Origin of the sequence: Streptomyces sp. 549 (genome assembly GCF_030124175.1) — a bacterium.
In the GTDB taxonomy this organism is placed as follows: Bacteria; Actinomycetota; Actinomycetes; order Streptomycetales; family Streptomycetaceae; genus Streptomyces.
Genome location: NZ_JASKMT010000021.1, coordinates 52,915 through 79,524, shown reverse-complemented (window position 1 = coordinate 79,524; position 26,610 = coordinate 52,915). Strand labels below are relative to the sequence as shown.

Sequence of the window (26,610 nt, the reverse complement as noted above, 5' to 3'; positions counted from 1 at the left end):
GGCCTGTTGCCGCACTCGTCGGGCGGACGCCTCGGCCTCGCGACGGTCCAAGGGAATGCTGACCGCGGCCCGCGCCGTCTTCATTGGCGTCGCCGGGCGTTGAGCCGGGAGGCCTGGCGCGTGAGGTGGTCGCGCTCGGCCAGGTTGGGCGCCTTCCGGGCGGCCTCGGCGTACAGCCGTGCCGCTGTGGCGAGGTCGCCGTCGCGCTCTTGGAGGTACGCCGCCACCGCGGCGTACCGGGGCAGGGAGTCGTCCAGTGCCGCGAGCACCGCCAGGCCGGCGCGCGGTCCGTCGGCCTCGCCGACGGCCACCGCACGGTTGAGCCGGACGACGGGGCTGTCGGTCAGGCACACCAGCTCGTCGTACCACTCGACGATCTGCACCCAGTCCGTCTCCTCGGCGGTGGGCGCGTCGGCGTGCAGTGCCGCCACTGCCGCCTGGGCCTGGAACTCGCCCAGCCGGTCGCGGGCAAGGGCGGCCTGCAGGATGCCTACGCCCTCGGCGATCGCCTCCCTGTCCCATCGCCCGCGGTCCTGCTCGGCGAGCGGAACGAGGGAGCCGTCGGGTGCGGTCCGGGCCGCGCGTCGGGCGTGGTGCAGCAGCGTCAGGGCAAGGAGCCCGGCCACCTCGGGGTGGTCGATCACGGCCGCGAGCTGCCGGGTGAGGCGGATGGCCTCGGTCGAGAGGTCGATGTCACCGGAGTAGCCCTCGTTGAACACCAGGTAGAGCACGCGCAGCACGGTGGCGACGTCGCCGGGCTGGTCGAACCGCACACCGGACACGGTGCGCTTGGCTCGGCTGATGCGCTGCGCCATGGTGGCCTCGGGTACCAGATAGGCCTGGGCGATCTGGCGGGTGGTCAGCCCGCCGACGGCACGGAGCGTGAGCGCGATCGCGGACGAGGGAGTCAGCGACGGGTGCGCGCACAGGAAGTACAGCTGCAGCGTGTCGTCCGTCGCCGGTGCGGGGCCGGGCGCCGGCTCCTCGTCGACGAGGTCCTCACGCCGGCGGCGGGCGGTGTCCGACCGTACGGCGTCGAGGAGCCGGCGCCAGGCCACGGTGACCAGCCAGCCCTTCGGATCCCGCGGCATGTCGGCCGGCCAGACGCGGAGCGCTTCGACCAGCGCGTCCTGCACGGCGTCCTCGGCCGCCGCGAAGTCGGCTCCGCGGCGGACGAGGACTCCCAGCACGCTCGGCGTGAGGCTGCGGAGCAGGACCTCACCGGCTTCGGGGTTCACTCGGTGATGGTGGGCGGCGCGGACAGGAACGGGCGCACCTCGAGCCACTCGTGGATCGGCTTCCCGCCCGCGCCCGGGGCGGCCGACAGCTCGCCGGCCAGCTCGACGGCACGCTCGTAGCTGTCCACGTCGATCACCATCCAGCCGGCGATGAGGTCCTTGGTCTCGGCGAACGGGCCGTCGGTGACCGGCGGGCGGCCCTCCCCGTCATAGCGGACGAACGTGCCCTCGGGGGCGAGTGCCTGCCCGTCGACGAACTCGCCGGTCTTCTCCAGCCGGGCCGCGAAGTCGTTCATGTACTGCACGTGTGCGGAGATCTCCTCCTGCGTCCACCGGTCCATGGGCACGTCGTTGACCGGAGCGGGGGCGCCACGGTAGTGCTTGAGGATCAGGTACTTGGCCATCGGGTCTCTCCTTGTGCCGGTGCGGCCCCGGGTGGGTCGCCTTCACTGCGGGGACGGAGCCGGTCACGGCTTCTCGACATCGCCGCGCGGGGCTTCTCGGATCGGTGACGCCTGCGCGGCCTCCCAGTCTCGGTCAGCCCGCCGCCTTGTGCGTACGTCACCGCCCAGGGCCACCGGATCGGACCAAGCGCACTGTCACCGTCACCTGACCGGCCCGTCAGGCCCCTTTCCCTCGCCGTGCCGTAGGTGTGCAGTCTCTCCTGCCGAAGACCTTCGGTGATGCGGGTCGCCTCCGTCTCGTCCAGGCAGAGGTACACGTCCCGGCCATGATGTGCCCGGCGAGCAGCAGCTGCGTCGCGAAACTGGCGATGTCCTCGTCCGCCAGGCGCTCGCCGTCCAGTTCGGCGGCCACCAGGGTGCCCAGTAGGTCGCCGCATACGTGGAGATGGTGACGGCGGTCTCCTCCATCTGCCGCATGCTCTCCGGATCCTCCGGGTCGGTCGACAGCAGTTGGCCCGCCCGACCCTGGAACAGGTTCCCGTCCGGCCGCAGGTAGGGGATCGTCCCGTTCCTGCGCAAGTCCGCCAACCGCTTGGACAGCCGGTGTGCCAGGAACACCGGCAGCGGCATCAGCGTCGGCGTCTCGTCCGTCGCATAGCCGAACATCAGCCCCTGGACCCCGGCGCCCTGCCTGTCCAGCTCGTCCTCGTCCTCCTCTACCCGCGTCTCGAACGCCGCGTTCACGCCCTGTGCGATGTCCGGGGACTGTGCGCCGATCGACACCGACACCCCGCACGGCGCCCCGTCGAATCCCGTGTTCGAGGAGTCGTAGCCGATCTCCGGGATCGTGCCGCGCACCAGTGTCGCGATGTCCGCGTAGGCCTTCGTCGTGACCCCACCGGCCACGTGCACCAGGCCTGTCGTGATCAACGTCTCGACGGCGACCCGGGAATCCGGGTCCTCACGCAGCAGCGCGTCGAGAACGGTGTCGCTGATCTGTTCGGCGATCTTGTCGGGGTGGCCCTCCGCCGTCGTCACCGCGCTTTCTCGTTGAAGGAGGCGTGTCACCCGTGACCGGGACCCCGGCGCCCGGCCGTCATCCGAGGAGCTGCGCGAACCGCTTGGCATCGATGTTGCCGCCGGAGACGATGACTCCGATCCGCCGCGGCGGGGCCCCGACTCGTCCCGCAAGCAAGGCTGCCAGCGGAGTGGCACCGCTCGGTTCAAGGACGGTCTTCATCCGCTCGAAGGCGAACCGCATCGCGTCCCGGATCTCGTCGTCACCGACCAGGGCGATCTCGTCGACCAGTTTCCGGTTGAGGGAGAAGGTCAACTCCCCCGGGACGTCGGCGGCCTGCCCGTCGGCGATGGTGCGGGGAACGGGGACGGAGACGCGGTGGCCCGCGGCCAGGGACCGCTTGGTGTCGTCCCCCGCCTCCGGCTCCACGCCGATCATCCTGATGTCCGGCACCAAGGCCTTCGCGGCGGTGGCGCTGCCGGCCATCAGCCCGCCGCCTCCCACCGGCACCACGAGGGCGCCCAGTTCACCGACCTCCTCGATCAACTCCAGCGCGGCGGTGCCCTGGCCGGCGATGACGTGCGGGTGCTCGTACGGCGGGATCAGCGCCAGACCGCGGTCCGCTGCCAGCGCCTCCCCGATCGCGACCCGGTCCCCGGTGTACCGGTCGTAGGTCACCACCTCGGCCCCGTAGCCCGTGGTGGCCTCCACCTTCGAACGAGGAGTGTCCTCCGGCATCAGGATCACCGCCGTCGTCCCCAGCTCACGGGCCGCCAACGCCACAGCCTGGGCGTGGTTGCCCGAGGAGTACGCGGCGATGCCGCGCGCAAGCTGCTCAGGCGTCAACCGGGACGCCGCGTTGTACGCGCCGCGGAACTTGAACGCTCCGACGCGTTGGAGGTTCTCGCACTTGACGAAGACCTCGGCGCCCACCAGCGCGTCCAGAGTGCGGGAGCGCATCACCGGTGTGCGGTGGGCGACCCCCTCGATCTGCGCGGCGGCGTCCCGCACGTCGTCCAGGGTGACTGTCATCTCTGCTCTCCGTCGGAGTCGGTGTCCCGGCGCCCGGTGGCGCCCGGTCCGGGGGCGGTCTGGGCGTCTCTGGCCTGGGCGAGGTAGCTGTAGGCGGAGGCCCGGGAGATCCCGAGGCGGTCGGCGACGCGCTGGACCGCGCCGCGCACGGCGAACACCCCGGCTTCGTCCAGGCGGTTGAACAGCCCCAGGCGGGCATCGCGGTCGAGTCCGCTCCAGGGCTCCTCGCGGAGCCGGTGGGCGTCGACGATCGCGTCCAGTACGGACTCGATGTCGTTGCCGAAGGTGGTCGTGGGCAGTTCGGCCGGTGCCTCGCCACCGGCGAGGCGGCCGATCAGGGCGCCGGCCCGCTCCAGGGGAGTGATGTCGAGGTTGACGCAGAAGGCTCCGAAGACCGAGCCCGCGGAGTCCCGCAACACCATGGTGGAGGACTTGACCAGGTTCCCGGAGGCGGTGCGGGTGAGGTAGTTCAGCTCATCCTCCGCGGCGTCGCCCCGCGCGAGCACTCCCATGCCGATCTCGCTCATCGATCCGCCGACAGCACGCCCGGTGACCGACCCGGCCAGGGCGACGACGGAACGCTCGGTGCGGCGGAAGTCGTGCACGACCGCCTCGCAGAACGGCCCCAGCGTGGCGACGATGCCGTCGACAACCGGATTCAAGCCGCGATGATCGCGTCGCGTTCGGCGTCGCGTTCGGGATCGTGCCCGGCGTCGTGTTCGGCGTCGCAGTCCGCGGTGCGTCCCTGTGGGGGGCCGGAGTGCTCACGCGGCACGGGCACTCCCCCGGTCGGTGCGTGTGCGCGCTACCGCGTCGATCTCCACGCAGCCCCCGTAGGCCGGCGCTGCCACCCCGGCGCAGCTGCGGGCGGGCCGCGGCCAGGCGAAGGACTTCCGGTACACGGCGTTCAGCCGGACGCGGTCGGCGATGTCGGTCGGGTAGACGACCTTGACCATGTCGGTGCGCGCGGCGCCGGCCGAGCGCAGCGCCTCGTCGAAGTTGGCGAACGCCTGGGGGCACTCCGCCTCGAAGCCGACCGGCACCAGGACGCCGGGCTCGCTGAACCCCAACCGGCCTGACTCCGCCACCAGATCGCCGCTCCGGAAGGCGACCGAGCAGGGGTGTTCGTCCGTCGCCGCCGCTGCCGTGTCGGGCACTGGGCATCCTCCTGCGCACTCGGCGCCGGATGCCGGAGGGGCACTCGACGCGGTTCCTGGAATCGGAATCTAGCACTTGGATTTCAGTTCCAGGAATCGGAGAGGGGGCCGCGCCGCCTCTACCGGTTCGGCCGGCGTACGCGCGGCCGTCGGCGCACCCTCCGCAGCCTGCGGAGGCGCCCGTCCGAGAGCAGCCTGCGCCCGCGCCTCTCACGCGAGTAGCGGTCGAGTTCCTCCGCGAGCCGCAGGGAGCGCTTCTCCACGTCCAGTTCGTCCAGCATGCGGTCGACCTCGGCGAGCAGCGCACCGTGCAGCTGCCACTGGCGCGGGTCCTCCCGCACCGCCTCCAGGAGCAGTCGGGCGAGGTGGTCGCGGCTGGCCCGGCTTGCGGACAACTCGGTGAGCAGGAAGGTCTCCGCCTCCTCCGCGTTGCGGCTGACCTGGGTGGTGATGAGCACGGCGAAGCTCTCGACCGCACCCGCGGTGTGCATCAGCAGTTCGCGCAGCGCGGTGGCGATCTCGGGTGGGAACAGGTCCTCGTCCGTGCGGTGCTTGGCCAGGTCGGTGAGCGTCCTGGTGGCCACCCGCAGCACCACCGCGCAGATCTCCAGGGTGTCCAGTCCGGTGCGCAGCACGATGCGGGAGAGCAGCGCCTCCTTGACCCGCGGGTTGAACCGCAGGCTCTCCTCGGCACGTGCGAGCGAGGCGTCGACCTGGACGACGTCGTGGTCGAGGCGTCGGGCGGTGTGCAGCCGGGCGGCGGCCTGCTCCACCGGGATCCGGCCTCCGACCTGGTCTGCGAGGTCCAGCATCAGGGTCCGCATGCGGCGGGCGAGGTCCTCGATGGAGTCGCCTGCGGTTTCCACCCAGACCGGCGGTACGAAGACGGTGTTGAACAACAGGCCGACGACCGCGCCGACCAGCGTTTCCAGTACCCGGCTCAGTGCGAGGTCCGTCGAGTGGGACACCCCGAGCACCAGCATGGCGGAGATGGCGACTTCCGGGACGAACTCGCCGGCCCGTACCAGGTGGCCCAGCACGAGTGCGGAGATGATGAGCAGGCCCAGGCTCCACCAGCTCAGGCCCACCATCTCGCTGAAGGCCACGGCGATGAGCACGCCGGCCACCACGGCGTTGACTCTGCGGATGCCGCTGGTCAGGGTCGCGTAGAGGGTGACCTGGACGACGAGCAGCGCCGTCAGCGGGGCGAGCAGGGGCGGCGGCTGTGCGCTGAGCAGCCAGACGGCGGTGGCGTAGGCGATCGTGGCGGCCGCCGCCGAGCGCACGGTCTGGACGACGACGGGTTGGTGGCGGCGCTGCGCCAGCTCACGCAGGCGGCGGGGGACGACTTCGAGCACCTTCTGCCTGTTCCCGTTCGCGCGGCGGGCAGACATGGGGGCCGGCCGGGGCACCCGGCCTGGCGGCGGAGAGCGGCACGCGGGGCCGGACCGGGCTCCCCGGCGCGGCCTTTGCGGGCAGCGGTGTGGCGCACCTCACAGACGCGTGCGTACCTACTGGTCGGTATGGTCGTGGTGTCCATCGACGACTGGAGGCCTCATGTCTGCGCCCAACCGCCAGGTCCGTTTGGCGAGCCGCCCCGCGGGTGAAGTGAAACCGGAGAACTGGGAGCACGTCTCGGTACCCGCCGAAGAACCGGGCCCCGGTCAGTTCGCGGGCAGGACCCGGGTCATCTCGCTGGACCCGGCGATGCGCGGCTGGCTCGACGACCGGCCCTCGTATCTGCCGCCGGTCGGTGTCGGCGAGGTCATGCGGGCGGGCTCCGTCATCGAGGTGACGGCCTCGCAGCACCCCGACTTCCAGGTCGGTGACCACGTCGTGGGCAGCTTCGGCGTGCAGGAGCAGGTGGTCTCCGACGGCAAGGGGGTGCTGCGGATCGACACCTCCCTCGCACCCGCCTCGACCTACCTGGGCGCGCTGGGCATGCCCGGCATGACCGCCTACTTCGGCCTGCTCGACGTCGGCGCCCTCAACCACGGTGAGACGGTGGTCGTCTCCGGTGCTGCCGGCGCCGTCGGCACCATGGTCGGTCAGATCGCCAAGGTCAAGGGCTGCCGGGTGGTGGGCATCGCGGGCGGCCCCGAGAAGTGCGCGCTGCTGACCGACGAGCTGGGATTCGACGCGGCGATCGACTACCGGGCCGGCGGCGTCAAGCAGGCGCTGCGTGAGCACGCGCCGGACGGCATCGACGTCTACTTCGACAACGTCGGCGGGGACATTCTCGACGCGGCCCTCAGCAGGCTGGCCATGCACGCCCGGGTGGTCGTCTGCGGAGCCATCAGCCAGTACAACAACGAGTCGGCGGTGAAGGGGCCGTCGAACTACCTCTCCCTGCTGGTGCGCCGCGCCCGGATGGAGGGCTTCGTCGTCTTCGACTACGCGAAGCGGTACGCGCAGGCCGGGCAGGAGATCGCCGGTTGGATCGCGGAGGGCAAGCTGCAGGTCAAGGAGCACGTGGTGAAGGGAACGGTGGACGACTTCCCCGACACGCTCCAGATGCTGTTCCGCGGCGAGAACGTCGGCAAGCTCGTGCTGGACCTGTCATGAGCGGGGGGAACGAGGCACCGGGCGGGCCGCGCGAACAGGACGAACCGCGCCCGCCGCAGGCGTCGCTGCGCGGCAAGGTCGCCGTTGTCACCGGTGGCGGCAGCGGGCTGGGCCGGGCGACGGCGGTCGTGCTGGCCGCGGCGGGCGCCGAGGTGGTCGTCGCCGACCTCGACCCGCGGGGCGGTCAGGAGGTCGCCGACCTGGTGGGCGGGCACTTCCGGGCCTGCGACGTCTCGGATCTGGAGGCCAACCGCGCTCTGGTCGACTTCGCGACCGAGCGCTGCGGAGGTGTCGACATCGCCGTGCTCAACGCGGGTGTCGCCACGGGCTGCGGTGTCGGTGACGAATTCGACCCCGTCCGGTACCGCCGCGCGATGGGCGCCAACCTCGACGGCGTCGTCTACGGCACCCACGCCGTGCTGCCCGCGTTGAGGGCCCGCGGCGGTGGGTCCGTCGTCGCGACCGCCTCGTTGGCGGGCCTGGCCGCGGTGCCGCTGGATCCGCTGTACGCGGCCAACAAGCACGCCGTGGTCGGGCTGACCCGGTCCCTGGGCCCGGCGCTGTCCCAGGAGGGAGTGCGGTTCAACGCCGTCTGCCCGGGGTTCGCGGAGTCGCGGATCATCGACCCGCTCCGCGACATGCTCGCCGAGCAGGCGGTTCCGGTCATCCCGGCGGAGGTCGTCGCACGGACCGTCCTGCGCATCCTGACCGGAGGCGGCGCGGGTGAGTGCTGGCTGGTCCAGGCCGGCCGCGAGCCGGAACCGTTCCGCTTCCGCAACGTACCCGGACCTGCCGGAGCGGCGGTGGTGTGACCGCTCGACCCGCGTACGAACGGGCGGGACGGGACCGGTCGGACGCGGGCCGCTGTCCGGCGGCCTCGGTACGATGGATGTTCGACGGACAGGGGAGGCCCACCATGAGCGCCGAGACCGAGACCGAGACCGTGAACGTGCAGGACGTCGAGCAGCCGGGGCACGAGTCCCGGTTCAGCCGGCTGCCGGAGCGGGTCAGCCCGGACGACATGATCGTGTCGGTGAAGGCCACTCCGGCCGACCCGGCGAAGGACGCCTACAACGAGGACGAGTGGCTCGTCAGGTACTGCCTCTGACCTCACCTTCCCAGCCAGTGCCCCCGCGGCGAGACCCGCGGGGGCACCGGCTTCCTGGGGGTGGGTCATCGGCCGGCGGCACCCGCCAGGCGACCGCTCCGGAAAAACCGTCGGGCAGCGCCACGTCCCGCAGCCGCCAGTCGGGGGCGACGGCTGCGGGGACCGGGCCGGTGCCCACGTAGTCAAGGGTGGACGAACGGCCCAGGCCGGTGCCGAGGCCCTTGAGGTAGGCCTCCTTGCGGGTCCAGGCGCGCCCGAAGGCGTGCCCGCGGCGGTGGTCGGGCAGCGCGGTGAGTTCCGCCTGCTCCCGTGGGTGCAGCAGACGGCCCAGGTCAGGCGAGGGATGGATGTCGGCCAGCGCCTCGCAGTCGGCACCGACCGGCGTTCCGGCCACCGCGATCAGCCCCAGGCCGCGGGTGTGGGACAGCGAGAAGTGCGGTCCCCCTCCCCCGCGCAGCGCCGGCCGGCCGTGCGGCTGTGCGCACAGCGGACAGGGGTCGCGCACCAGTTCGACCTCGTTCGGCACCGTTCCCGTGTAGGCGGCCAGCAGGCGGCGGAGTGCGACATGGCTGGTCAGGTAGGCCGCCCGGTCGGCGTCGTCCATGAACGCGGCGGCGCGGGCCTGTTCGGTGCCGCACAGCGTCCCGGCGGCGGCCTCCCGGGCGCCCCGGGCGTGGGTGTCGACGTCGACGAGCCACACGCGCAACTGCCCTCCGCTCAGCCGGGGCAGGGCGGAAGGCGCCGGCGGCAGCAGGTCCGCCACGAGCGCCGCGGGTGCCTGCGCGCGGGTGCCTTCCGCGGTGAGCGCGGCCAGCGGGGTGCGGTGGCGCGGCGCGGCAGCGATGCGTGCCATGGGGATGCTCCTCTTCGGGTGCGGTGCCGGGCCTGTCACGTCCCCAGCAGGTGCAGTTCGTCGGCGGCCTGGGCGTCCGTCGTCTCCAGCACGGCCCGGACCGCGGCTGCCGCCTCGCGCAGTGCGCCCGGGTCCGCTGCCACCGCTGCCGCCTCGGCCGCCAGCCGGGCGGGAGTGGGTGCCAGGAAGAGCGAGTTGACCCGCAGCTCCGCGCCAAGGTGCTCGCGCAGGAACATCACCGCCCGGGCGGCGAGCAGCGAGTGGCCGCCCAGGTCGAAGAAGTCGTCGTGCACGCCGACCCGGTCGACGTCCAGGACGTCCGCCCAGACCAGCGCGACGACCGCTTCCACGTCGTCACGCGGCGGCTCGGGCAGTGGCCGTTCGCCGGAGGGTCCGGCGTGTGCGGCGGGGGCGGGCAGAGCGGCGCGGTCCGTCTTGCCGTTGGTGTTGAGCGGTATGGCGTCGAGCAGCACGTAGTCGCCGGGCACGGTGTATGCGGGCAGGACCCGGCCGAGTTCCACGCGGAGTTCCGCCGGGTCGGGCCGGTGGCCCTCGGCGGGCACCACGTAGACGACGAGGCGCTTGTCGCCGGGGGTGTCCTCGCGGCAGGTCGCCACGGCCTCCCGCACCTGCGGGAGCGCGGCCAGCACGGCCAGCACGGCGCTGATCTCCTCCAGCTCCACCCTGACCCCGCGGATCTTGACCTGGTGGTCGGTCCGGCCGAGGTAGTCGAGGCGTCCGTCGGGGCGCCACCGGCAGACGTCGCCGGTCCGGTACAGGCGCGCGCCGGGCTCCGCGGAGAACGGGTCAGGAACGAAGCGCTCCGCGGTCAGCGCGGGCCGCCCGGTGTAACCGACGCCCACCTGGTGCCCGCCGATGACCAGTTCGCCGGGCACGCCGATCGGGACCGGACCCCCGTGGGCGTCGAGCACGTGGACCTGGGTGGTGAGCACCGGGCTGCCGATCGGCACCTGTCCGGGCGCCTCGCGGTCGCACTCCCAGGCGGTGACGTCGATGGCGGCCTCGCACGGGCCGTACAGGTTGAGCAGCCGGGCGTCGAAAGCGGCGAAGAAGCGGCGCTGCAGGTCGGGCAGGAGCGCCTCGCCGCTGCAGATGACCGTGTGCAGCGATCCGCAGCGGGCGGCCTCCGCCGGGGCCTCGACGAAGGCCTGGAGCAGCCCACGCGGGTGTCTTGCGCGGCGGTCGCGGCTTCCAGGAGCAGGCGGTAGTGGCCCGTCATGCGCTCGATGGTCGCGGCGTCGAACAGATCCGTGGCGTACTCGACGGTCAGCTCGATCCGGGTTCCGTCGTCGACGGCCGTGAACGACAGGTCGAACTTGGAGCGGTCCGCTTCGATGAAGTGGACGGAGATGACCTGGACTTCGTTGAAGTCGGACCGGGTGGTGCCGCCGACGTGCGCGTCGAAGGTGACCTGGAAGAGCGGGTTGTGGCTGAGTGAGCGCTGGGGGCTCAGTTCCTCCACGAGCCGGTCGAAGGGCAGTGCCTGGTGGTCGTAGGCCTGCAGGCAGGTCCTGCGGACGTCACGCAGGTGCTCCCGGAAGGACGGGTTGGCCGCCAGCTGCGCCCTGAGTACGACGGTGTTGACGAAGTACCCGACTGCTGAGGCGAGTTCGCGGGACGGCCGGTCCGCCACTGTGCTGCCGACGCTGACGTCCTGCTGCCCGGACCAGCGGGAGAGCAGCACCTGGTACGCGGCGAGCAGCACCATGTGTAGAGCGTCGCGCGTTCAGCACGTGCCGTCGACCGCAGCCGTTCGCTGAGGTCGGCGGGCAGGTGGGTGGTGTGGACGCCGCCGGCGTGGCTCTGGGCGGCCGGCCGGGGCCGGTCGGTCGGCAGGGTGAGCAGCTCGGGCGCCCCGGCCAGTTGCCGCCACCAGTACTCGACGAGCTTCTCCCGCTGGGCGGCGGGCACACCGTCGGCGAACTGGGCGGCGGGCACGGGCCGCCATCGCTCTCCGGCACGGGCGGCGCCGTAGGCCTCACCGAGTGATCCGCTCAGCCTCCAGCAGGTCCAGGAAGTGCCCCACCGAGGTCAGCGCGCGGCGGTAGCCGGCAAGGACCACGGTGGCGCCGCACAGCAGCGACGGGAAGATCTCCTCCAGCACCGCGGAGAATCCGATGGAGGCGAGTTGCGGGAAGCGGTCACCGGGTCGCAGGCCGAACTCGGCCGCGGCGGCCCCGCCCCGGTGGGCTCCTGACCTGCTGATCGGCAGCAGGCCGCCCGCAGCCCCGTGTCCACCCGCGGACCCCGCGGGTTCCCACGTTTCCCCGGATGCGTGGTCCTCCCGGCGCTATGGGGCGACGGTTCGATGCGCAGTGTCAAGGACCTCAGGCGAGATACCGCGTTCTCTCCGGTGGTCGGCGGTACAGCCAGGCCGGGATTCTGTGCTTTCCACCGCGGGCACCGCCGGTGATATCCGCGTGATTTCCCTCCACCGCTGCGCGGGTGGGGCTCTTGCGGGGTAAGGCAAGCACTCCGGCCGCCGGGTGACCGCACGTGGTCCCGCTCCCAGCCGCACCGAAACGGCGGGTGGGAGCGGGGCGGGAGCGCACTGCCTACTTGGCGAGGAAGGCCAGGAGCGCGTCGGTCACTTCCTCCGCGTGGGTCCACAGCAGACCGTGGGGCGCGCCCTCGATCTCGACGTAGTCCGCCTGCGGCAGGGCCTCGCGGAACGGATGGCCGGTGGCCTCGATCGGGAGGATGCGGTCGGCGGTGCCGTGCAGGATCAGCGCCGGGACGTCGATCTTGGGGAGGTCGGCGCGGAAGTCGGTGGTCCAGGTGGGCACGCAGGCGGCCGAAGCGTGCGGGGAGGCTCCCGCGGCGGTGTTCCAACTGGCGCGCACGACCTCCTCGCTGATACGGGAGCCGAGGTTCTCGTCGAGGTTGTAGAAGGCCTCGTAGAACTCGGTGAAGTAGGCGTACCGGTCCTTGGTGACGGCTTCGAGGATGCCGGAGAAGACACTGCCGTCGACGCCGGTCGGGTTGTCCTCCGTCTTGAGCAGGTAGGGCTCCAGGGAGGCGAGGAAGGCGGCCTTGGCGACGCGGCGCGAGCCGTGGGTGCCGAGATAGCGGCCCACCTCGCCCGTGCCCATGGAGAAGCCGACGAGCACGGCGTCGTTCAGGTCGAGCGTTTCGAGCAGCGTGTGCAGGTCACCGGCGAAGGTGTCGTAGTCGTAGCCGGTGGTGGGCCGACTGGAGCGCCCGAACCCGCGGCGGTCGTAAGTGATCACGCGGTAGCCGGCCTTGAGCAGCGCCGCGGTCTGCTTCTCCCAGGAGTCGCCGTCCAGCGGGTAGCCGTGGATGAGGACGACCGGCTGACCGCTGCCGTGGTCCTCGTAGTGGATCTCGATGTCGGCGCTGTTCTCCTGGCCGACGGTGATACGGGGCATGGCGTTCTCCTTCTGGACGAAAGTACGGAGTACGACGGGAGGGCGGAAGGTGGATACGGCGGGCGAAGCATGCCTACCCCTTCCCGTCACCGGCGGCGTTCCCGGCGACAGACAGAACAGTAGCCCACGATTGAGTTGTGCACAATCTTTCTGTTCACAACTTCACCGGACACCACTCAATCGAGTGCGCCTACAGTGGGGGCATGGATACCGACTCCGGCACCGCGGTCGAGCACGACGGCTCACCCGTGCTCGACGACCAGTTGTGCTTCGCCCTGTACGCGGCCTCACGCGCGGTGACGGCGCTGTACCGGCCGCTGCTGAACGAGCTGGACCTGACGTATCCGCAGTACCTGGTGCTGCTGGTGCTGTGGCAGCGCGACGGCCTCACCGTCAAGGAACTGGGCGCGGACCTCCAACTGGACTACGGCACGCTGTCGCCGCTGCTGAAACGACTGGAGGCGAACGGGCTGCTGCGCAGGCAGCGCAGCAGCGAGGACGAGCGCACGGTCCACGTGAGCCTGACGGAAGAAGGCTCCGCGCTGCGGACCCGGGCCGGCTCCGTTCCCGACGTCATCGGTGACGCCATGGGGCTGGGACCGGATGAGCTGCGGCACACGCGTGCGGTGCTGCGCCGGCTGACCGAGAACGTGACCCGGTACCAGCACGCGCGCTGAGCCCCGGCGGCGAAGGCGGGCCGACCGGCTCGGCGAAGCGTCGCAGGCGTGCCTCGTCGAGGAGGCACGGTTGACCGGGACGGACCGGCCCCGCAGGTCACGGCAGCGGCGCCGCCCGTGCGGCCGACCAGAGCGCGTACCACTCCTCGTGGCTGAGCCGGGGCGGCTCCACGGCCGCGTCCCGGCAGGCCAGGATGCGTTCCGGCCGGGCGCTGCCGACGACGGGCGCGATGCGCGCGGGGTGGCGCTGGAGCCACCACAGCAGCACCGTCTCCGGCGTGGTGTCCTTCTCCTTCGCAAGTGAGGCGACCAGCCGAGCGGTGGCCTGCTCGGCGGCAGTCTCCTGCCGGCCGGTGAACCGGCCCTGAGCGAGCGCGCCCCACGCCTGGAGGCGGACGTCGTTGGCGCGGCAGTACTCGATCGTCCCGAACGGGAAGCCGTTGGCGGTTGCCGCCGGGGTGTTGACCAGGACTCCGGCTTCCAGCCAGTCCCTGGCGTGCAGGCTCATCTCCAACTGGTTGGCCACCAGCGGCACACCGAGGCACTCCTGCAACGCCGCCATCTGCGGCGCCCCCATGTTGGACACCCCGAAGCTGCGCACCAGGCCCTGCCGCCGCAAGCCTGTCAGCGCCTCGGCGATCTCGTGCGGGTCGGCGAGCGGGTCGGGCCGGTGCAGCAGGAGGACGTCGATGACGTCGGTGCGCAGCCGGGTGAGGCTTTCCTCGACGCGGCGGACGACAGTGGCCCCGCGCAGGTCGTAGAGCCCGGCCCGGTCGCCCTCGGGGAGGCGGATGCCGCACTTCGTCTGCAGCACGATGCGCTCGCGCAGTTCCGGCGCCCGGGACAGGACCTCCCCGAAGACGGCCTCGGCCTTGCCGAAGCGGTAGATGTCTGCATGGTCGAAGGTGGTGATGCCGCACTCCAGGGCGGCCTCGACGGCCGCTTCCGCCTGGGCGACATCCGGCGCGCCGTACGTCTGCGCGTCCCAGCTGCCGCCGAGTCCCATACAGCCGTAGAGCAGCCGGTCTGCGTGTGGCCCTGTTCCCGTCGTCACCCGCACAACCCTACGTCTCCGGGACGCGGCAGCCGTGTGGCGGCGCACCTCCACCTGCCGACGCGTCAGGTCATTCACCGGCAAGCGGTGTTGCCTCCGGCCGCGGACGCCTGGACCTCCGCCCCCCTCCGGACAGGGACGGAAGGCGGGCAGGAACAATCCCGGCACAGCGGGACGTTCCCCGAGTGGCCCCCGGTTCCCCGACAGGCAGGCAGCGACGCCCCAGCAGCGGGGCGGGCCACCGGCGGGTCCTGACGTCCCGGCGGGGCACCCCGGGTACACGCTGCGTACTGTTCGGGCGGCCCGCTCGCTGCTGCCCGTCGCCCCAACCGGCGGGCAGCCGGGCCGGTCCTCCGCCGGGACGTCCCCTGCGCCGAACCGGCGCGGGCAGCCGTGTCCGCACGACGGCCGGCCCCGGATGGCCACAGGACGCGTTTTGCGGAACCGGCAACAACTTTTGTCCCCTGGTGCGCGGTGATGCGACCTTGTGGCCAGGAGGTGGTCACCATGACCCACAGCTCGGTACACGAGGCAGCCGGATCACCGCAGGGAACACCCGCCGGCGAGGCGCAGGAGCAGTACGACGTGGTCGTCGTCGGGGGCGGAGCGGCCGGACTGAGCGCCGCGCTGATACTCGGCCGCGCCCGGCGCCGGGTCCTCGTCGTGGACGCCGGACGGCCCCGCAACGCTCCGGCGGCACACATGCAGGGATACCTGACCCGCGACGGCATGGCGCCGGCCGACTTCCTGGCGGAGGGACGGCGGGAGGTGGAGGCGTACGGAGTCCGACTGGTCCAGGACGAGGCCACCGCGCTGCTGCCGGACGGCGACGGGGAGTTCGAGGTCGTCCTGGCAGACGGTGGACGAGTGCACGCGCGCCGCGTGGTGGTCGCCACCGGGCTGGTCGACGAGCTGCCCGACATCCCCGGGCTGGCCGAACGCTGGGGCCGCGACGTGCTGCACTGCCCGTACTGCCACGGTTGGGAGGTTCGCGACCAGCCGCTCGCCGTGCTCGCCTCACCCCTGATGGGGGCGCACCAGGCGCTGCTGCTCACCCAGTGGTCGAAGGACGTGACGCTGTTCCTGCACACGGTGGAGGACCTGTCCGAAGCCGAGTGGGACCAGTCGGCCGCGGCCGGGGTCACCGTGGTGGCGGGCAGGGTCGCGGCCCTGGACATCCGCGACGACCGGCTCGCCGGGCTGCGACTGGAGGACGGCACGGTGTTCGAACGGCCGGTGTTGTTCGCCGGCGGGACGCCGGTCGCGAGCGACGGATTGCTGCGCGCTCTCGGTGCGGACACCACGGACACTCCCGTCGGCCCCTACCCGGCGGTCGACGCGACGGGTCGGACGACTGTGCCGGGCGTGTGGGCCGTCGGCAACGCGACCGGGCCCGCGGAACAGGTGATCAACGCCGCGAGCAGCGGATACCGCGCCGGGACCGTGATCAACGCGGAGCTCGTCCTCGGTGACCTGGTACGCGCCGCGCAGTCCAGGTCGGTTCCTGGCGGCTCCTCCCCCGCCCCCGGCGCACGGATCGATCCCCCTTCCGAGCGCATGCGGCGGGAACCCGGGTCCGCCGCGCGGCGGTGAACGGGAACGACGGGGTCCAGGCGGCTCGCCCCGGCGGACGGCGGGCAGCCGGTGCGGCGTGCCGTCCGCACGCGCACCGGTCATGCGCGCTCGGAGGGGGGCGGTGCGAGGTGCTTCTCGAACCAGTGGTGGGCGTACGGCTCGTCGTTGAAGGCCGGGACCTCGTCGAAGCCGCAGGAGTGGTAGAGCGCGATTGCGGCGCTGAGCGACTGGTTGGTGTCCAGGCGCAGGAGGCGGGACCCGTGCCGGGCGGCCCGCGCCTCCAGTTCGGTCAGGAACCTGCGGCCCAGGCCGAGCCTCCTGGCCTGCGGCGCGACCCACATGCGCTTGATCTCGGCCGGGGCGGCGGCGGGGAGCTTCAGACCGGCGCAGCCGACCGGGATGCCGTGCAGGCGGGCGAGAAGGAAGACCCCGTGAGGGGGGCGGAGTTCGCCGGCGTCGGGGAGCAGGCTGAGATCCGGGTCGAAGCCGGTGTCGAGCCGTTCGTGCAGCTCGGCGAAGTAGGAGCGCAGGCAGTGCTCGGCGTCCGGGTGTGCCGGGTCGACGACTTCGAGGGTGACCGTCGCAGCGGTCAGCAGGCGCTCCACCTCCGCCATGGCGGTCACCAGGCGTGCCCGCTGCGAGCCGTTGAGCGGTTCCAGCAGCGCACCGGCGAGTTCGTCGCTGCGTGCGTCGAGCACGGCCCGTTCCGTCCGGCCCGCCTGCGTCAGGCGCACGGTACGCACCCGCCGGTCCCGGTCCTGCGGCTCCACCGTGACCAGCCCCTCCCGCGTCAGGGAACGCAGCAGCCGACTGACGTAGCCGGAGTCCAGGCCGAGGCGTTCGCGGAGTTCCCGGACGTCGCGCCCCTGCTCGCCGATCTCCCAGAGCATGCGGGCGGCCCCGACCGGGCGGTCCAGCCCAAGGAAACGGTCGTGCAGCACCCCCACCCGCTCGGTGACTGTGCGGTTGAAGCTCCGCACCCGGCCGATCTGCGTTTCTTCCGTCATTCTCTGACCCTAGTCAGAGAATGACGGTCCATGGAGCCCGCCTACCAGATCAGCGGAGACGCGTACGACTACGCCGTTGCCGACGACCTGGTGCATCTGTCGATCTTCGACGGGGCACGACTCGGCTGCCGGTCTGACCGCCAACCTCGCGGTCGGCGCCTGCCGCAACCACCGCAGGCAGGGAGCCTCACTGATCGAGCAGTTCCACCAGGCGCAGTACGCGGCCGGCATGCCGGCCGGCCTGAACACCCGCACCGGCGTGTTCTCCTGGGTCAACCGCGGCCACCATGCCCCGGTCGTCATCCGGCGCGGGCGCTGGACCAGCAGGCTCGACGGGCCGCCCGCCCATCCGATGGGCACCGCGCTGGGGCTCACCTCCACGCTCTGCCGCGAGCAGCTGGAGCCGGGCGACCGGGTCGCGTCTACACCGACGGCATCACCGAGGCCCGCCGACCGGGCGAGACGGAGTTCGGGCTCGTCCGCTTCCTGGAGTTCCTCATCCGCCACCACGCCGACGGACTGCCCGTACCTGAGACTCTGCTCCGGCTCATCCACGCCATCCTCGACCACAACGAAGGCCGACTCCAGGACGACGCGACGGTGCTGCGTGCGAATGGGAGGGTCCACCACCGCACCGGGACGCCCCGTACTGAGCCCGCACGCACGGGTCACCGGCGCCGGCAGCCGTGGGCACACCCCCGTGCCGTGCTCCGAGGCGGAGTGCACAGCGGTGGGCCGGACGGGTGAACGGCCCACCCTGGTTGGTGACCTCTCAGCGCCTCCCGACTCGCCCGCCTGGCAGGCCGGCCTCCTCAGAGCCTCCCGTGGCCTTCGCCGTCGGCCGAGTCCTCCTCCACGACGTGCACCGCTGCCTCCTCAGCGCTCGCCGCGCCCGCGTCGATGCCCTCGTCGTGCCCCACCAGTTCCTTGGTGGTGTCGGTGTGCACACCCTGGTCGGGCGCCGTCAGACGTCCGGCACGCGCGTCCCCCACCTCCCGGTCGATCGGCTCGCCCTCCCCACCGGGAAGGTCACCCACGCCGTCCCCCACTGGTTCGGCCGCCTCGGGCACCTCCTGGGCGAGCCGCTGGTCCAGCGTCTCCCCCTCGTGCTGCTCGGCCGCGGTGGTGCCGTGCTTGGTGACCCCCAGCGGCTTCTCCGGCGGGGAGTAGCCCTCGTCCAGGACATCGTCGTACGTGCGCTCGGAGACGGCGTTCTGGAGGTCCAGGGGCGCCGCGTCCTCCTGCTCCTCGTTGCCGCCCGTCGGCTGGTAGACGTCGTCTGCCATCTCGCTGTCACTCATGGCGCTCCTTCGTCCGTGGGTTCTCCCTCTCGGGTTCCCGCTCTCGCGTTTCCACGCTCGGGCACGTTCACTGCTCCTGCGGCTCCTGCCCAGCCGGAAGCGGCCGATTCCCACCGGATCACGCACGCTCCGGCGGGGCGCCGCGATGGAAAACCGGCAGGCGGGCCGCGCGACCCGCCTACCGGGCGGGGTCACCCGGCCGACTCCGAGCCTCTCCGCCTCACCACTTCTGCGCCTGTCGTCGCGGGCTCTCGCCCCGGCGCCGGTCCACCGGCGAACGTCTGCCGACACCCGGCCTCGGCACGCCGTCCTGTCCGACCCCGCCGGTAGGCTTCCCAGCCTCCCGCCAGCCGCCCGGACCGCCGAGAGCAGCCCGGACCGACGAGGAAGAGGATCGTGTGCAGAACTACGACGTCAAGAAGGAACGGCGAGACCTGTACTCGGCAGGGCACGACCGGTTCGCCCTGGTCGACGTGCCACGCATGAGCTTCCTGATGGCGGACGGCCACGGCAACCCCAACACCTCCGCCGACTACCGCGCAGTGGTCGAGGCGCTGTACACGACGGCCTACGCCGTACGCGCGATCGTCAAGAGTACGGAGGGGCGGACACACACCGTCGGCCCGCTGGAGGGGCTGTGGTCCGCTGACGACCTGAGCGTGTTCGAGACCCGGGGATACGACCAGTGGAAGTGGACGCTCATGATCGTCCAGCCGGAGTGGGTCACCTCCGCCACGGTCGAAGAGGCGAGAGAGCGCGTGGCGAGGACGAAGAAGCTCAGCGCCGGCCACCGGGTGCGCTTCGACGACCACACCGAGGGACGGTGTGTGCAGATCCTCCACGTCGGGCCGTACGACGAGGAGGGGCCGACGATCAAACGGATGCACGAGGAGTTCATGCCCGCGCAGAGGCTCGCGCCGCGCGGCCGCCATCACGAGATCTACCTCTCCGATGCCCGGAGGACGGACCCGCGCCGGTTGCGCACCATTCTCCGCCAGCCGGTCCGCCCGGCTCAGAACTGACCCGCCACGCACACCGGTGCCGTCGACGGGCAGCGGCGGATAACCGCTCTCGCCGCGCCGCTCAGAGCACCCGAGAACGTCAACAACCGCTGCACTGGCGTGACTTCACCCCAGGCACGGGCTCCCTAGTCCGCAACCGCGCCCAGCGTGCCGCACACGCCCGTCCGGCGCCCCGGCCCGACCGCCGTTCAGCGGCCGAATACGCAGGTCACGCCTACGCTCGGGGCATGGACCAGGAACTCGCACCGACGCGGCACATCCGGTCGATGGACGACGTACTGCGCATGCTGGACGGCTTGTTCGCACAGGGCGCGGACCGCTGGGCCGACGAAGGGTCCGCATGGTGGGACACCTTCTACCAGGACCGCTCCCGGTCCGTGCCGTTCTTCGTGGCGAAGCCCGACGAGAACCTGGTGACGCACCTCGACCGCGGGGCGATCACCGGGACCAGGGCCCTCGACCTCGGCTGCGGCCCGGGACGCAACGCCCTCGAACTCGCGAGCCGCGGTTGGGACGTGACCGCGATCGACCTATCCTCCGAAGCGATCGCCTGGGCCCGGGAACGGGCCGACGCGTCAGGCGCCTCGGTCCGCTTCGTGCACGGAGACGCGTTCGCGCAGACCGACGAGGTCCTGGGCGATGCCTTCGACCTCGTCTACGACTCCGGTTGTTTCCATCATCTGCCGCCGCACCGCCGCGTCAGCTACCTGGCTCTGCTCGACCGGGCCCTCACTCCGGGTGGCCACTTCGCCATGACCTGTTTCGCGGCCGGACGCATGGGGTCGGAGGTGCCGGATGCCGACCTCTACCGGCGGCTGCACCTGGGAGGCGGCCTCGCCTACACCGATCAGTCCCTGCGCTCGATCTTCTCCCCGCTGGCGGTCGTGGAGTCGCGTGCCATGCGGGACGAGGGCCCCGGGTCGGCACTCTTCGGCGAGCCCTTCCTCTGGACAGTCCTGTTCCGCCGCGGCACACCCTGAACGGTTCGATTCGGATCAGCCGCTCGTTGTGCCGGCCGGGGCGCTCGGTCCCGAAGTAGTGGCTCACTTCCCAGCCGACTGCGCGTCACTTGAGGGCGGCTACGTGCCGCTGTTCATCGCCACCAGGTAGGCGCGACCCGAGACGCGCAGGGGCAACTGACCCGCAGTCCGGCGCCCCGAGGACCTGCGCGAGCAGGCCCACGAGAACTTGGACTCCCTCGGCGTCGAGCCCCTTGACCTGGCCAACATGCGCACGGGCGGCGATCCGGCTGACGCGACGCTCGCCGTGCGGGCTACGGTCGGTGGACGCGCAGGTACGCCACCTCGAAGGACATCTCCGTGACCTCCGGGGGAGGCGGCGGGTGGTAACGGCCGGCGCACACCGAGAGGTTGACGATGAGATAGGCGCGCCACCGCCGGCCCACGCCGCGCCGGTCGGCGAACACCCGTTTGCCGTTCACCCACCAGACCACCGAGTACGCGCCGAACTCGACCCGCAGGTCCACCCACCCACCGGGCCGGATCGCCGGGTCGCGGTAGTACAGGTGGCCGCCCCTGATCCGGTTGGACAGCTCCAGCAGGTCGGGATTGTCGGTGTGGTACTCGAAGACGTCGATCTCCTGCCCGCCGTCGAGCCACGTCCAGATGGCCGGCCAGGCACCGATCTGCTCGGGAAGCCGCACCCTGGCCTCCAGCACGTCACCGGTCCGCGCCATGAAGCCCTCCCGGCTGCCCTCGGTGGTCAGCAGCCCCGCGTTCCACCGGCCGTCAGACCGGCGGGTGGCACGGAAGGTGCCGCTGCGCGAGTAGGAGGCGTCCTCCACCAGGTAGTCGAGTTTGTCGTCGTCGGGATTGACCGGCCCTCCGCCCGGATAGGCCCAGGAGCGTCCGGCCACCCACTGCGAGGTCGAGGCGAAGTCCGCGACGAAGACCGGCGCGTGAACACTCTCCGGGGTGGACGGCCCCGAGTCACCGGAGCCGGAGCCGGTGCCGGAGCCGGGAGCACGGATGCCATCGCCCAGCAGTCTTTGCGCGCGTTGAGTGAGGCGGGCCAGAAGGTCTTTGAGCATGTCACTCCTCCCTTTGCACAGGGAAATTCCTGACCCGGTTGTTACCCCTCGGCCTTGTCGATACACCCGTTCAACAACCTGGAGTTACCACATGACCACAGGTGGTGAACATCTTTTGGTGTTGGCCCGCCAGCGTGAGCCGAGGCTCAGCGGTTGGCACCGGGAGAGCCGGATGGCGTGGCGAATGAGACCGGACGAAGCAGCACCTCCAGGGCGGGTTTGCGTGGGCCGGTCTCGATCCGCGACAGCGTGCTCGGCGGTTACGGCCGCTCCTCCAAGCCCGCCGCGACCGACGCCTACCGAATGCTCGACCTGGTGGAGGACAACGTCGCCGTCGTGCGCGCCCTCGGTGAGGAGAGCGCGGTGGTCGTCGGCCACGACTGGGGCTCCAACATCGCTGCCGCCTCCGCCCTGCTCCACCCGGAGGTCTTCCGCGCCGTCGGCCTGCTGAGCGTCCCGTACGCGCCGCCCGGCGGCCCCCCGCCCAACCGACGTCTTCGGCCGGATCGGCGGCCCCGGGCAGGAGTTCTACGTCTCCTACTTCCAGGAGCCCGGCTCCTACTTCCAGGAGCCCGGCCGCGCCGAGACGGAGATCGAGCCCGACGTCCGGGGTTGGCTCGCCGGCTTCTACGCCGCGTTGTCCGCCGACACCATGCCCGCCCCGGACGAACCCGACCCGCACTTCGTCGCCCTGGGCTGCCGGCTGCGCGACCGCTTCCCCGCCGGCCCGCTCCCGGCCTGGCTGACCGAGGACGACCTCGACGTCTACGCCGAAGAGTTCGAACGCACCGGCCTGACCGGCGCCCTCAACCGCTACCGCAACATGGACCGCGACTGGGAAGACCTCGCCTCCCACCGCGGCGCCCCGATCACACAGCCCGCCCTGTTCATCGGCGGCGCGCTGGACGCCTCCACCACCTGGATGGCCGATGCCGTCGACGCCTACCCCGCCACCCTCCCCGCCCTGTCCGCCTCCCACCTCCTGGACGGCTGCGGCCACTGGATCCAGCAGGAACGCCCCGAGGAGGTGAACCACCTGCTGACCGACTGGCTCGCCACCATCCGGGGCTGAACCAGGCGGGCCGCCCGGCAGCTTGGCGATGCGTTTCGGGGGCCCGCCGACGCAGCGCAGCCCGGTCTGCTCGGCTCCGCTCAGAGTGCCGATGCTGACGGCCGGGTGACCTGGTCGACCGCGGTCTTCTGACTGGCCAGGAAGTGGAGCAGAGACTCCATATGAGGATCAAGAGCGCACCACGCCCTCATCGACCTGCTGAGATGCGGATGCTCAGCTGTCAGCACTCCCTCGGAGACTCGCGCGTACCTCACCACGCCGGTGGCAACCAGCCTGCCTGTGTGACGACTACCGTGCTTCGGTTCACCAGCGGAACCAGCCGGCGGGCACCGAACAGGGCGACTCAGTAATCGAGTTCGACGTAGTCGATGTCGGTGAACTCGACCACCAGGTCGCGGGCGCGGCGGCCGTTGTCCTTGAAGTACTGCTCCTGCAGTCCTTCCGCCGCGATCTCCCGAAGCCGCTGCTCACCGGCTCCGGATGTGCGGGCCTCGAAGAGGCGCTGCGCGTAGGCGGGTGACAGGTGCTGGGTGATGCGCCGGATACGGCCGTCGTCGGTGCTGCCGGGGGCGGCGGTGAAACCGAAGCGGGCGCGCGTCTCGATGACGATGCCGCCGGTGGTGGCGGCGCGTCTGCGGGCCCGCTCCCGGACCCGCGGCTGCCAGCTCTTGCCCACCTCGGCGGCGAGACGCGCGGCAAGGTCCTTGCGGGGGCGTTTGAACGTGCCCTTGAGGTAGCGCTCGACGGTCCGCTGGGTGACGCCCAGCCTGCGGGCGACGGCACGCGTCGAGCCCTTCTCCGCCCGCAGCAGGAAGCGCATCTGCGCTCCGGCGGACTTCGGCAGGGGCCTGGTGGTGGTGTTCTGCTCGGCCTTGTCGAGGCTGTCGCCGATGATGCCCATGCCGGGGTCCTACTCTCCGTCGTTCGCAGCGTCGGTGCCCTTGATGTGCCGCGCCGGGTTGTGGCCCTCGTCGAGCATGCGCACCGCCCACAGCATGTCCTGGGTCCCCTCGTGCTTGACCATTCCCGGGGACACACCGAGGCGGAAGCAGCCCGCGGCCGGCTTGCCGTCCGGCGTGTACGGCAGGACGTCGAGCGGGCTCGGGCCGGGCGAGAGGTAGACGGCGCAGTCGGAGAGCATCGCGATCGGCAGCATCGCGTCCTCGCCGAGGACAAGGCTGCCGGAAGGTGCCGGGGCGCTCTGCGTGGCGAGCGCCGTGGCGAGCACCTTGCGGTGCATGTTGACCCGGGCGGCGGCGATGACGGCTGCCCGGATGTCCGGCCTCCACGTGGGGCGCTCCAGCGCCGGCCACCGTTCGCCGTACCGGTACCCGGCGCCCTGGGGGCGTTCCCTGAGCTTGCCGATTCCGCCCTTGACCGTGGACTTGATCGCCGACAGCACCGCGGCCGTGGCGGGGTCGGCCTCCTTGTGCTTCTCCATCGCGGCCAGGAAGTCGGGGGCGCTCATCCCGGTGACGACGCCGAGGTCGGCCATGGTGGCCTTGTACGCGTCTGCGAGGTGTTTGTACCAGGGGTCGAGGTAGGGCCCGGACTCAGTGCGGAGCCAGGCCTCGACGGGCGTGACCGGGCAGTCCAACCCGTACCGGTCGACGAGTTCCCGCGCGTAGGCGACGGTCGGCGTGGCGTACCAGGCGGGGCCGGTCGGCGGTTCGCCGTGGGGGGTGAAGGGGCTGGGCAGGCGGGGGTCCAGCGTGATCCCGGAGAGGTCCACCAGCCACGAGCCGGGAGTCTTCTTGTCGAACTCCGGCCGGCGGACGTGGGTGGGCGGGCCCAGGCCGACGACGAGCCGGTTGGCTGCGGCGAGGAAGGCGGTGTTGACGTCGATGCCGACCGCGTAGGAGCGCGCGCACTCGGCGTCGGTGAGCAGTTGCGGGTCCCGGATCCAGTCGTACGCCTCCTCGTCCAGCATCTCGGCCGGGGTCCGCTGGTGGCTGCGCGGGTAGCTCGCCACGACCAGCGGATGCTCGGCGGGTGCCTCCACAGGCGCGGGGTCCACCGCCTCGGTGAGCGAGCCGGGAACCGGTCCTGACACCCACCGGCCGGTCGCCGTGTCACGCACCGCCCTGGTCGGCGGGCGCAGCGCCGTCATCGCCTCCAGCCCGGAGACGGCGGTGGAACCTCGCGGGGTGAGCACGCGGCGCGCGTAGGTGCCGAGCACATGGGCGAGTTGGGCCGGGGGCAGGCGGTCGGCGGCACTCCACGAGCGGGCGTCGAGCGCGCCCCACGGCAGCACGGCGAACTGCACGCACTGGCGACGGCCGTGCTGCGCCGGACGGTGGACGCGGGCCCAGGGACCGAATCCGCGTCGGGTCAACTGCCACTCTCCCTCTACGAGTTGCTGGATGACCTGGTGGTCCGGTGGTAGGCGCAGCTCGCGGCGGTCCTCCAGGCGGTCAGGCAGCCCGAGCCGTTCGGCGGCCTCAGCGGTGAGTACGACCAACGGGTCGGCGTCCCAGCCGGACGGGTGCAGGCGGTGTGCGCCGAGTCGGGCTTCCGCAAGCGTCCACGCGGCCAGCGCGGCGACGGTGACGGCCGGGCATTCCAGGAGCAGACCGTCCACGCAGTGCAGCAGGCCCTCCCCGTCGAGCACGCCGAGCGGCCCGTGGGCGAACTCCGCGTCGGGGCTGTGGTCGGCGGTCGACTCGGCGCGCTGCGGTGTCGGCCGTGTGACTCGACGCTTCTTCGCCGCGCCATCGAAGGGGGCGGGTGGGGGCGGGGCCCCGTCGGTGGCGCCAGAGCCGTGACGTGTCGGGCCCACCGGCTCGGCTGCGAGGGGCGGGTCGACGGCTGGGGGGCGTTCGGCGCCCGAGACGGGCTCGGCGCTACGGGCGGGCTCGGTGGCAGCGGGAGGAGGGTGCACGGGGGCCGGGGCCGGAGCTGGAGTGGAGGCAAAGGCGCGGGCGGCGTCGGCGTCGTCCAGCGGGTAGCGCTTGGCCAGTTCCGTCAGTAGATGGGCGTAGGCGTCCCGTTGCGGAGGTCGGGGGTCGGTCCGTCCGGCCTCCCAGTTCACCAGCGTGGCTCGGCGTACTCCGAGGGCTTCGGCGACCTGGTCCTGGGTGAGCCCGTGCGCCCTGCGCAGCCGTTCCCGCTCCGCGGGCGGCGGCAGCACGGGCCGACTGGCGATCAGTGCGTTGATCGCCTCGATGCGCTCGGACATGATCCACCTCCGAGCGCATCTTAAGGGCTGTCCCGCACTCCCTGGTGGATGAGCGCACGGCGTCAGGTGCGGTGCATCGCGAGGCGGAGGGACATCCGCATACTGGTCGTACATGGATGTTCCGACAACACGGTGAGGTGCCGTAGCTGTCGTCGTGCGCCCGCCGGGGAGCGCGGGGCAGCCCTTCGCCACCGATCTGACATTTCCCGCACTTCCCGCGTGCCTCGCGTGGGTGCCGCCCCGGCGGGCGGCGGTCCGCGCGAGGCGGTGCGGACCGTGGGCTCAGCCCTGCCGGGCAGGCACGGGCAGGGCGTCCAAGGTGAGCCGGACGCGGCGCAGGTCGAGAGTCCGGTGGATCTCGGAACCGGGCGCGATGCACCGGCACAGGCCGCAGAGGACCTTGCCCGGGCCGACCTCCACGAACCGGCCGACGCCGTCCGCGGCCATCCGGCTCGCGCCGGACATCAGCTCGCCGCGCAGCCGGACCAGGCGGAGGGCGTCGACCAGTCGAGCACACCGGCGGCGACGAGCGCGGTGTACTCCCCCAGGCTGTGTCCGGCCACGACGTCCGGGCGGGCGCCGTGGCGGCGGAGCACGTCCCAGGTGGCGAGGCTGGTGAGTGAGACGGCGGGCTGGGTCACCGCGGTGTCCAGCAGGGCGGCCTTCGGTCGCTCCCAGCACAGCTGCGAGAGCGGCAGACCCAGCACCTCGTCGGCCGGCCGGTAGTAGGTGGTGAGCAGGTCCGGGTACTCCTGGACCAGGTCGTGTCCCATGCCCACCAGCTGTGAACCCTGTCCGGGGTCGAGACCCGGTCGAGGCGGTCGACCACCGACGGCGGAAGACCGGCACGCATGGAGACCGCTCAGGCGGCTGAGGCCGTCGGGCGGTC

25 protein-coding genes and 5 pseudogenes are annotated in these 26,610 nt (G+C 71.9%); 10 read left to right on the top strand and 20 right to left on the bottom strand.

The window, feature by feature from the left end; genetic code table 11:
• Window positions 1-80: 80 nt before the first annotated feature.
• The 7 genes and pseudogenes from QNO07_RS21070 to QNO07_RS21040 all read right to left on the bottom strand — a co-directional run bounded on the left by QNO07_RS21070 (window position 81) and on the right by QNO07_RS21040 (window position 6,243).
• Window positions 81-1,238 (bottom strand): RNA polymerase sigma factor, encoded by a 1,158-nt coding sequence (locus QNO07_RS21070; RefSeq protein ID WP_283993774.1) that lies wholly within the window; start codon window positions 1,236-1,238, stop codon window positions 81-83.
• Window positions 1,235-1,642, bottom strand: coding sequence for a YciI family protein (locus tag QNO07_RS21065; protein ID WP_283993773.1), 408 nt, complete (start codon window positions 1,640-1,642; stop codon window positions 1,235-1,237). Before QNO07_RS21065 ends, QNO07_RS21070 begins: the two co-directional genes overlap by 4 nt.
• 537 nt (window positions 1,643-2,179) lie before the next feature.
• Window positions 2,180-2,680 (bottom strand): annotated as a pseudogene (locus tag QNO07_RS21060) (S-adenosylmethionine synthetase N-terminal domain-containing protein); the annotation flags it as partial.
• A gap of 58 nt (window positions 2,681-2,738) precedes the next feature.
• The gene (locus QNO07_RS21055) at window positions 2,739-3,692 is read right to left on the bottom strand and encodes a pyridoxal-phosphate dependent enzyme (protein ID WP_283993772.1); all 954 of its coding nucleotides are present in this window, start codon (window positions 3,690-3,692) and stop codon (window positions 2,739-2,741) included.
• Window positions 3,689-4,365, bottom strand: a pseudogene (locus QNO07_RS21050) (helix-turn-helix transcriptional regulator). Before QNO07_RS21050 ends, QNO07_RS21055 begins: the two are co-directional and overlap by 4 nt.
• 91 nt (window positions 4,366-4,456) lie before the next feature.
• A complete protein-coding gene (locus QNO07_RS21045; RefSeq protein WP_283993771.1) occupies window positions 4,457-4,849 on the bottom strand; it encodes a Rid family hydrolase in 393 nt (130 codons plus the stop codon).
• 119 nt (window positions 4,850-4,968) lie between these two features.
• Window positions 4,969-6,243 carry an FUSC family protein gene (locus QNO07_RS21040; RefSeq protein ID WP_502961899.1) on the bottom strand — a complete coding sequence of 425 codons (1,275 nt, stop codon included), beginning with the start codon at window positions 6,241-6,243 and terminating at the stop codon, window positions 4,969-4,971.
• Between the two features lie 163 nt (window positions 6,244-6,406).
• Between QNO07_RS21040 and QNO07_RS21035 the strand changes: the two genes are divergently transcribed.
• From QNO07_RS21035 to QNO07_RS21025, 3 genes are all read left to right on the top strand, one after another.
• Window positions 6,407-7,414, top strand: coding sequence for an NADP-dependent oxidoreductase (locus QNO07_RS21035; RefSeq protein WP_283993769.1), 1,008 nt, complete (start codon window positions 6,407-6,409; stop codon window positions 7,412-7,414).
• Window positions 7,411-8,226 carry an SDR family NAD(P)-dependent oxidoreductase gene (locus tag QNO07_RS21030; RefSeq protein WP_283993768.1) on the top strand — a complete coding sequence of 272 codons (816 nt, stop codon included), beginning with the start codon at window positions 7,411-7,413 and terminating at the stop codon, window positions 8,224-8,226. The genes QNO07_RS21035 and QNO07_RS21030 overlap by 4 nt, the downstream gene beginning before the upstream one ends.
• A gap of 104 nt (window positions 8,227-8,330) precedes the next feature.
• A complete protein-coding gene (locus tag QNO07_RS21025; protein ID WP_283993767.1) occupies window positions 8,331-8,522 on the top strand; it encodes a hypothetical protein in 192 nt (63 codons plus the stop codon).
• Here QNO07_RS21025 and QNO07_RS21020 read toward each other — a convergent pair.
• From QNO07_RS21020 to QNO07_RS27745, 3 genes and pseudogenes are all read right to left on the bottom strand, one after another.
• Window positions 8,506-9,375, bottom strand: coding sequence for a 4'-phosphopantetheinyl transferase family protein (locus QNO07_RS21020; protein WP_283993766.1), 870 nt, complete (start codon window positions 9,373-9,375; stop codon window positions 8,506-8,508). The two genes, QNO07_RS21025 and QNO07_RS21020, sit on opposite strands and share 17 nt — an antisense overlap.
• Before the next feature lie 35 nt (window positions 9,376-9,410).
• The gene (locus tag QNO07_RS21015) at window positions 9,411-10,553 is read right to left on the bottom strand and encodes a non-ribosomal peptide synthetase (protein WP_283993790.1); all 1,143 of its coding nucleotides are present in this window, start codon (window positions 10,551-10,553) and stop codon (window positions 9,411-9,413) included.
• Window positions 10,554-10,621: 68 nt separating this feature from the next.
• Window positions 10,622-11,104 (bottom strand): annotated as a pseudogene (locus tag QNO07_RS27745) (condensation domain-containing protein); the annotation flags it as partial.
• Window positions 11,105-11,178: 74 nt separating this feature from the next.
• Here QNO07_RS27745 and QNO07_RS21005 point away from each other — a divergent pair.
• A complete protein-coding gene (locus tag QNO07_RS21005) occupies window positions 11,179-11,385 on the top strand; it encodes a hypothetical protein (RefSeq protein WP_283993764.1) in 207 nt (68 codons plus the stop codon).
• Here the strand turns inward: QNO07_RS21005 and QNO07_RS21000 are convergent.
• On the bottom strand, window positions 11,375-11,500 hold the full coding sequence (locus QNO07_RS21000; RefSeq protein ID WP_283993763.1) for a hypothetical protein: 126 nt from the start codon (window positions 11,498-11,500) through the stop codon (window positions 11,375-11,377). The two genes, QNO07_RS21005 and QNO07_RS21000, sit on opposite strands and share 11 nt — an antisense overlap.
• Before the next feature lie 451 nt (window positions 11,501-11,951).
• Window positions 11,952-12,785: an alpha/beta fold hydrolase gene (locus tag QNO07_RS20995; protein WP_283993762.1), complete on the bottom strand. Its 834-nt coding sequence runs from the start codon at window positions 12,783-12,785 to the stop codon at window positions 11,952-11,954.
• 203 nt (window positions 12,786-12,988) lie between these two features.
• Between QNO07_RS20995 and QNO07_RS20990 the strand changes: the two genes are divergently transcribed.
• A complete protein-coding gene (locus QNO07_RS20990) occupies window positions 12,989-13,462 on the top strand; it encodes a MarR family winged helix-turn-helix transcriptional regulator (protein WP_283993761.1) in 474 nt (157 codons plus the stop codon).
• Window positions 13,463-13,559: 97 nt separating this feature from the next.
• Here the strand turns inward: QNO07_RS20990 and QNO07_RS20985 are convergent, their stop codons facing one another.
• Window positions 13,560-14,516, bottom strand: a complete 957-nt coding sequence (locus QNO07_RS20985; RefSeq protein WP_283993760.1) for an aldo/keto reductase — start codon at window positions 14,514-14,516, stop codon at window positions 13,560-13,562.
• 507 nt (window positions 14,517-15,023) lie between these two features.
• Here QNO07_RS20985 and QNO07_RS20980 point away from each other — a divergent pair.
• Window positions 15,024-16,109, top strand: coding sequence for an NAD(P)/FAD-dependent oxidoreductase (locus QNO07_RS20980; protein ID WP_283993759.1), 1,086 nt, complete (start codon window positions 15,024-15,026; stop codon window positions 16,107-16,109).
• A gap of 80 nt (window positions 16,110-16,189) precedes the next feature.
• Here the strand turns inward: QNO07_RS20980 and QNO07_RS20975 are convergent, their stop codons facing one another.
• Window positions 16,190-17,098 carry a GNAT family N-acetyltransferase gene (locus QNO07_RS20975; RefSeq protein WP_283993758.1) on the bottom strand — a complete coding sequence of 303 codons (909 nt, stop codon included), beginning with the start codon at window positions 17,096-17,098 and terminating at the stop codon, window positions 16,190-16,192.
• A gap of 27 nt (window positions 17,099-17,125) precedes the next feature.
• On the opposite strand from QNO07_RS20975, the pseudogene QNO07_RS20970 reads away from it, so the two are divergent.
• Window positions 17,126-17,751, top strand: a pseudogene (locus tag QNO07_RS20970) (PP2C family protein-serine/threonine phosphatase); the annotation flags it as partial.
• Between the two features lie 159 nt (window positions 17,752-17,910).
• Here the strand turns inward: QNO07_RS20970 and QNO07_RS20965 are convergent.
• The gene (locus tag QNO07_RS20965; protein WP_283993757.1) at window positions 17,911-18,399 is read right to left on the bottom strand and encodes a DUF5709 domain-containing protein; all 489 of its coding nucleotides are present in this window, start codon (window positions 18,397-18,399) and stop codon (window positions 17,911-17,913) included.
• 398 nt (window positions 18,400-18,797) lie between these two features.
• Between QNO07_RS20965 and QNO07_RS20960 the strand changes: the two genes are divergently transcribed.
• Complete coding sequence (locus tag QNO07_RS20960) at window positions 18,798-19,421, top strand: GyrI-like domain-containing protein (protein ID WP_283993756.1); 624 nt, start codon at window positions 18,798-18,800, stop codon at window positions 19,419-19,421.
• Window positions 19,422-19,648: 227 nt separating this feature from the next.
• Window positions 19,649-20,401: a class I SAM-dependent methyltransferase gene (locus tag QNO07_RS20955; protein ID WP_283993755.1), complete on the top strand. Its 753-nt coding sequence runs from the start codon at window positions 19,649-19,651 to the stop codon at window positions 20,399-20,401.
• A gap of 293 nt (window positions 20,402-20,694) precedes the next feature.
• Here QNO07_RS20955 and QNO07_RS20950 read toward each other — a convergent pair whose 3' ends face one another.
• Window positions 20,695-21,471 carry a LamG domain-containing protein gene (locus QNO07_RS20950; RefSeq protein ID WP_283993754.1) on the bottom strand — a complete coding sequence of 259 codons (777 nt, stop codon included), beginning with the start codon at window positions 21,469-21,471 and terminating at the stop codon, window positions 20,695-20,697.
• A gap of 258 nt (window positions 21,472-21,729) precedes the next feature.
• Between QNO07_RS20950 and QNO07_RS20945 the strand changes: the two are divergent.
• Window positions 21,730-22,543: pseudogene (locus QNO07_RS20945) on the top strand (alpha/beta fold hydrolase); the annotation flags it as partial.
• Window positions 22,544-22,886: 343 nt separating this feature from the next.
• On the opposite strand, the gene tpg reads toward QNO07_RS20945, so the two are convergent.
• The 4 genes from tpg to QNO07_RS20925 all read right to left on the bottom strand — a co-directional run bounded on the left by tpg (window position 22,887) and on the right by QNO07_RS20925 (window position 26,494).
• Window positions 22,887-23,444, bottom strand: a complete 558-nt coding sequence (tpg, locus tag QNO07_RS20940; protein WP_283993753.1) for a telomere-protecting terminal protein Tpg — start codon at window positions 23,442-23,444, stop codon at window positions 22,887-22,889.
• A 9-nt stretch (window positions 23,445-23,453) separates the two neighbouring features.
• A complete protein-coding gene (gene tap, locus QNO07_RS20935; RefSeq protein WP_283993752.1) occupies window positions 23,454-25,721 on the bottom strand; it encodes a telomere-associated protein Tap in 2,268 nt (755 codons plus the stop codon).
• 282 nt (window positions 25,722-26,003) lie between these two features.
• Complete coding sequence (locus tag QNO07_RS20930) at window positions 26,004-26,186, bottom strand: hypothetical protein (protein ID WP_283993751.1); 183 nt, start codon at window positions 26,184-26,186, stop codon at window positions 26,004-26,006.
• Window positions 26,186-26,494: an ACP S-malonyltransferase gene (locus QNO07_RS20925; RefSeq protein ID WP_283993750.1), complete on the bottom strand. Its 309-nt coding sequence runs from the start codon at window positions 26,492-26,494 to the stop codon at window positions 26,186-26,188. The genes QNO07_RS20930 and QNO07_RS20925 overlap by 1 nt, the downstream gene beginning before the upstream one ends.
• Window positions 26,495-26,610: the final 116 nt, after the last annotated feature.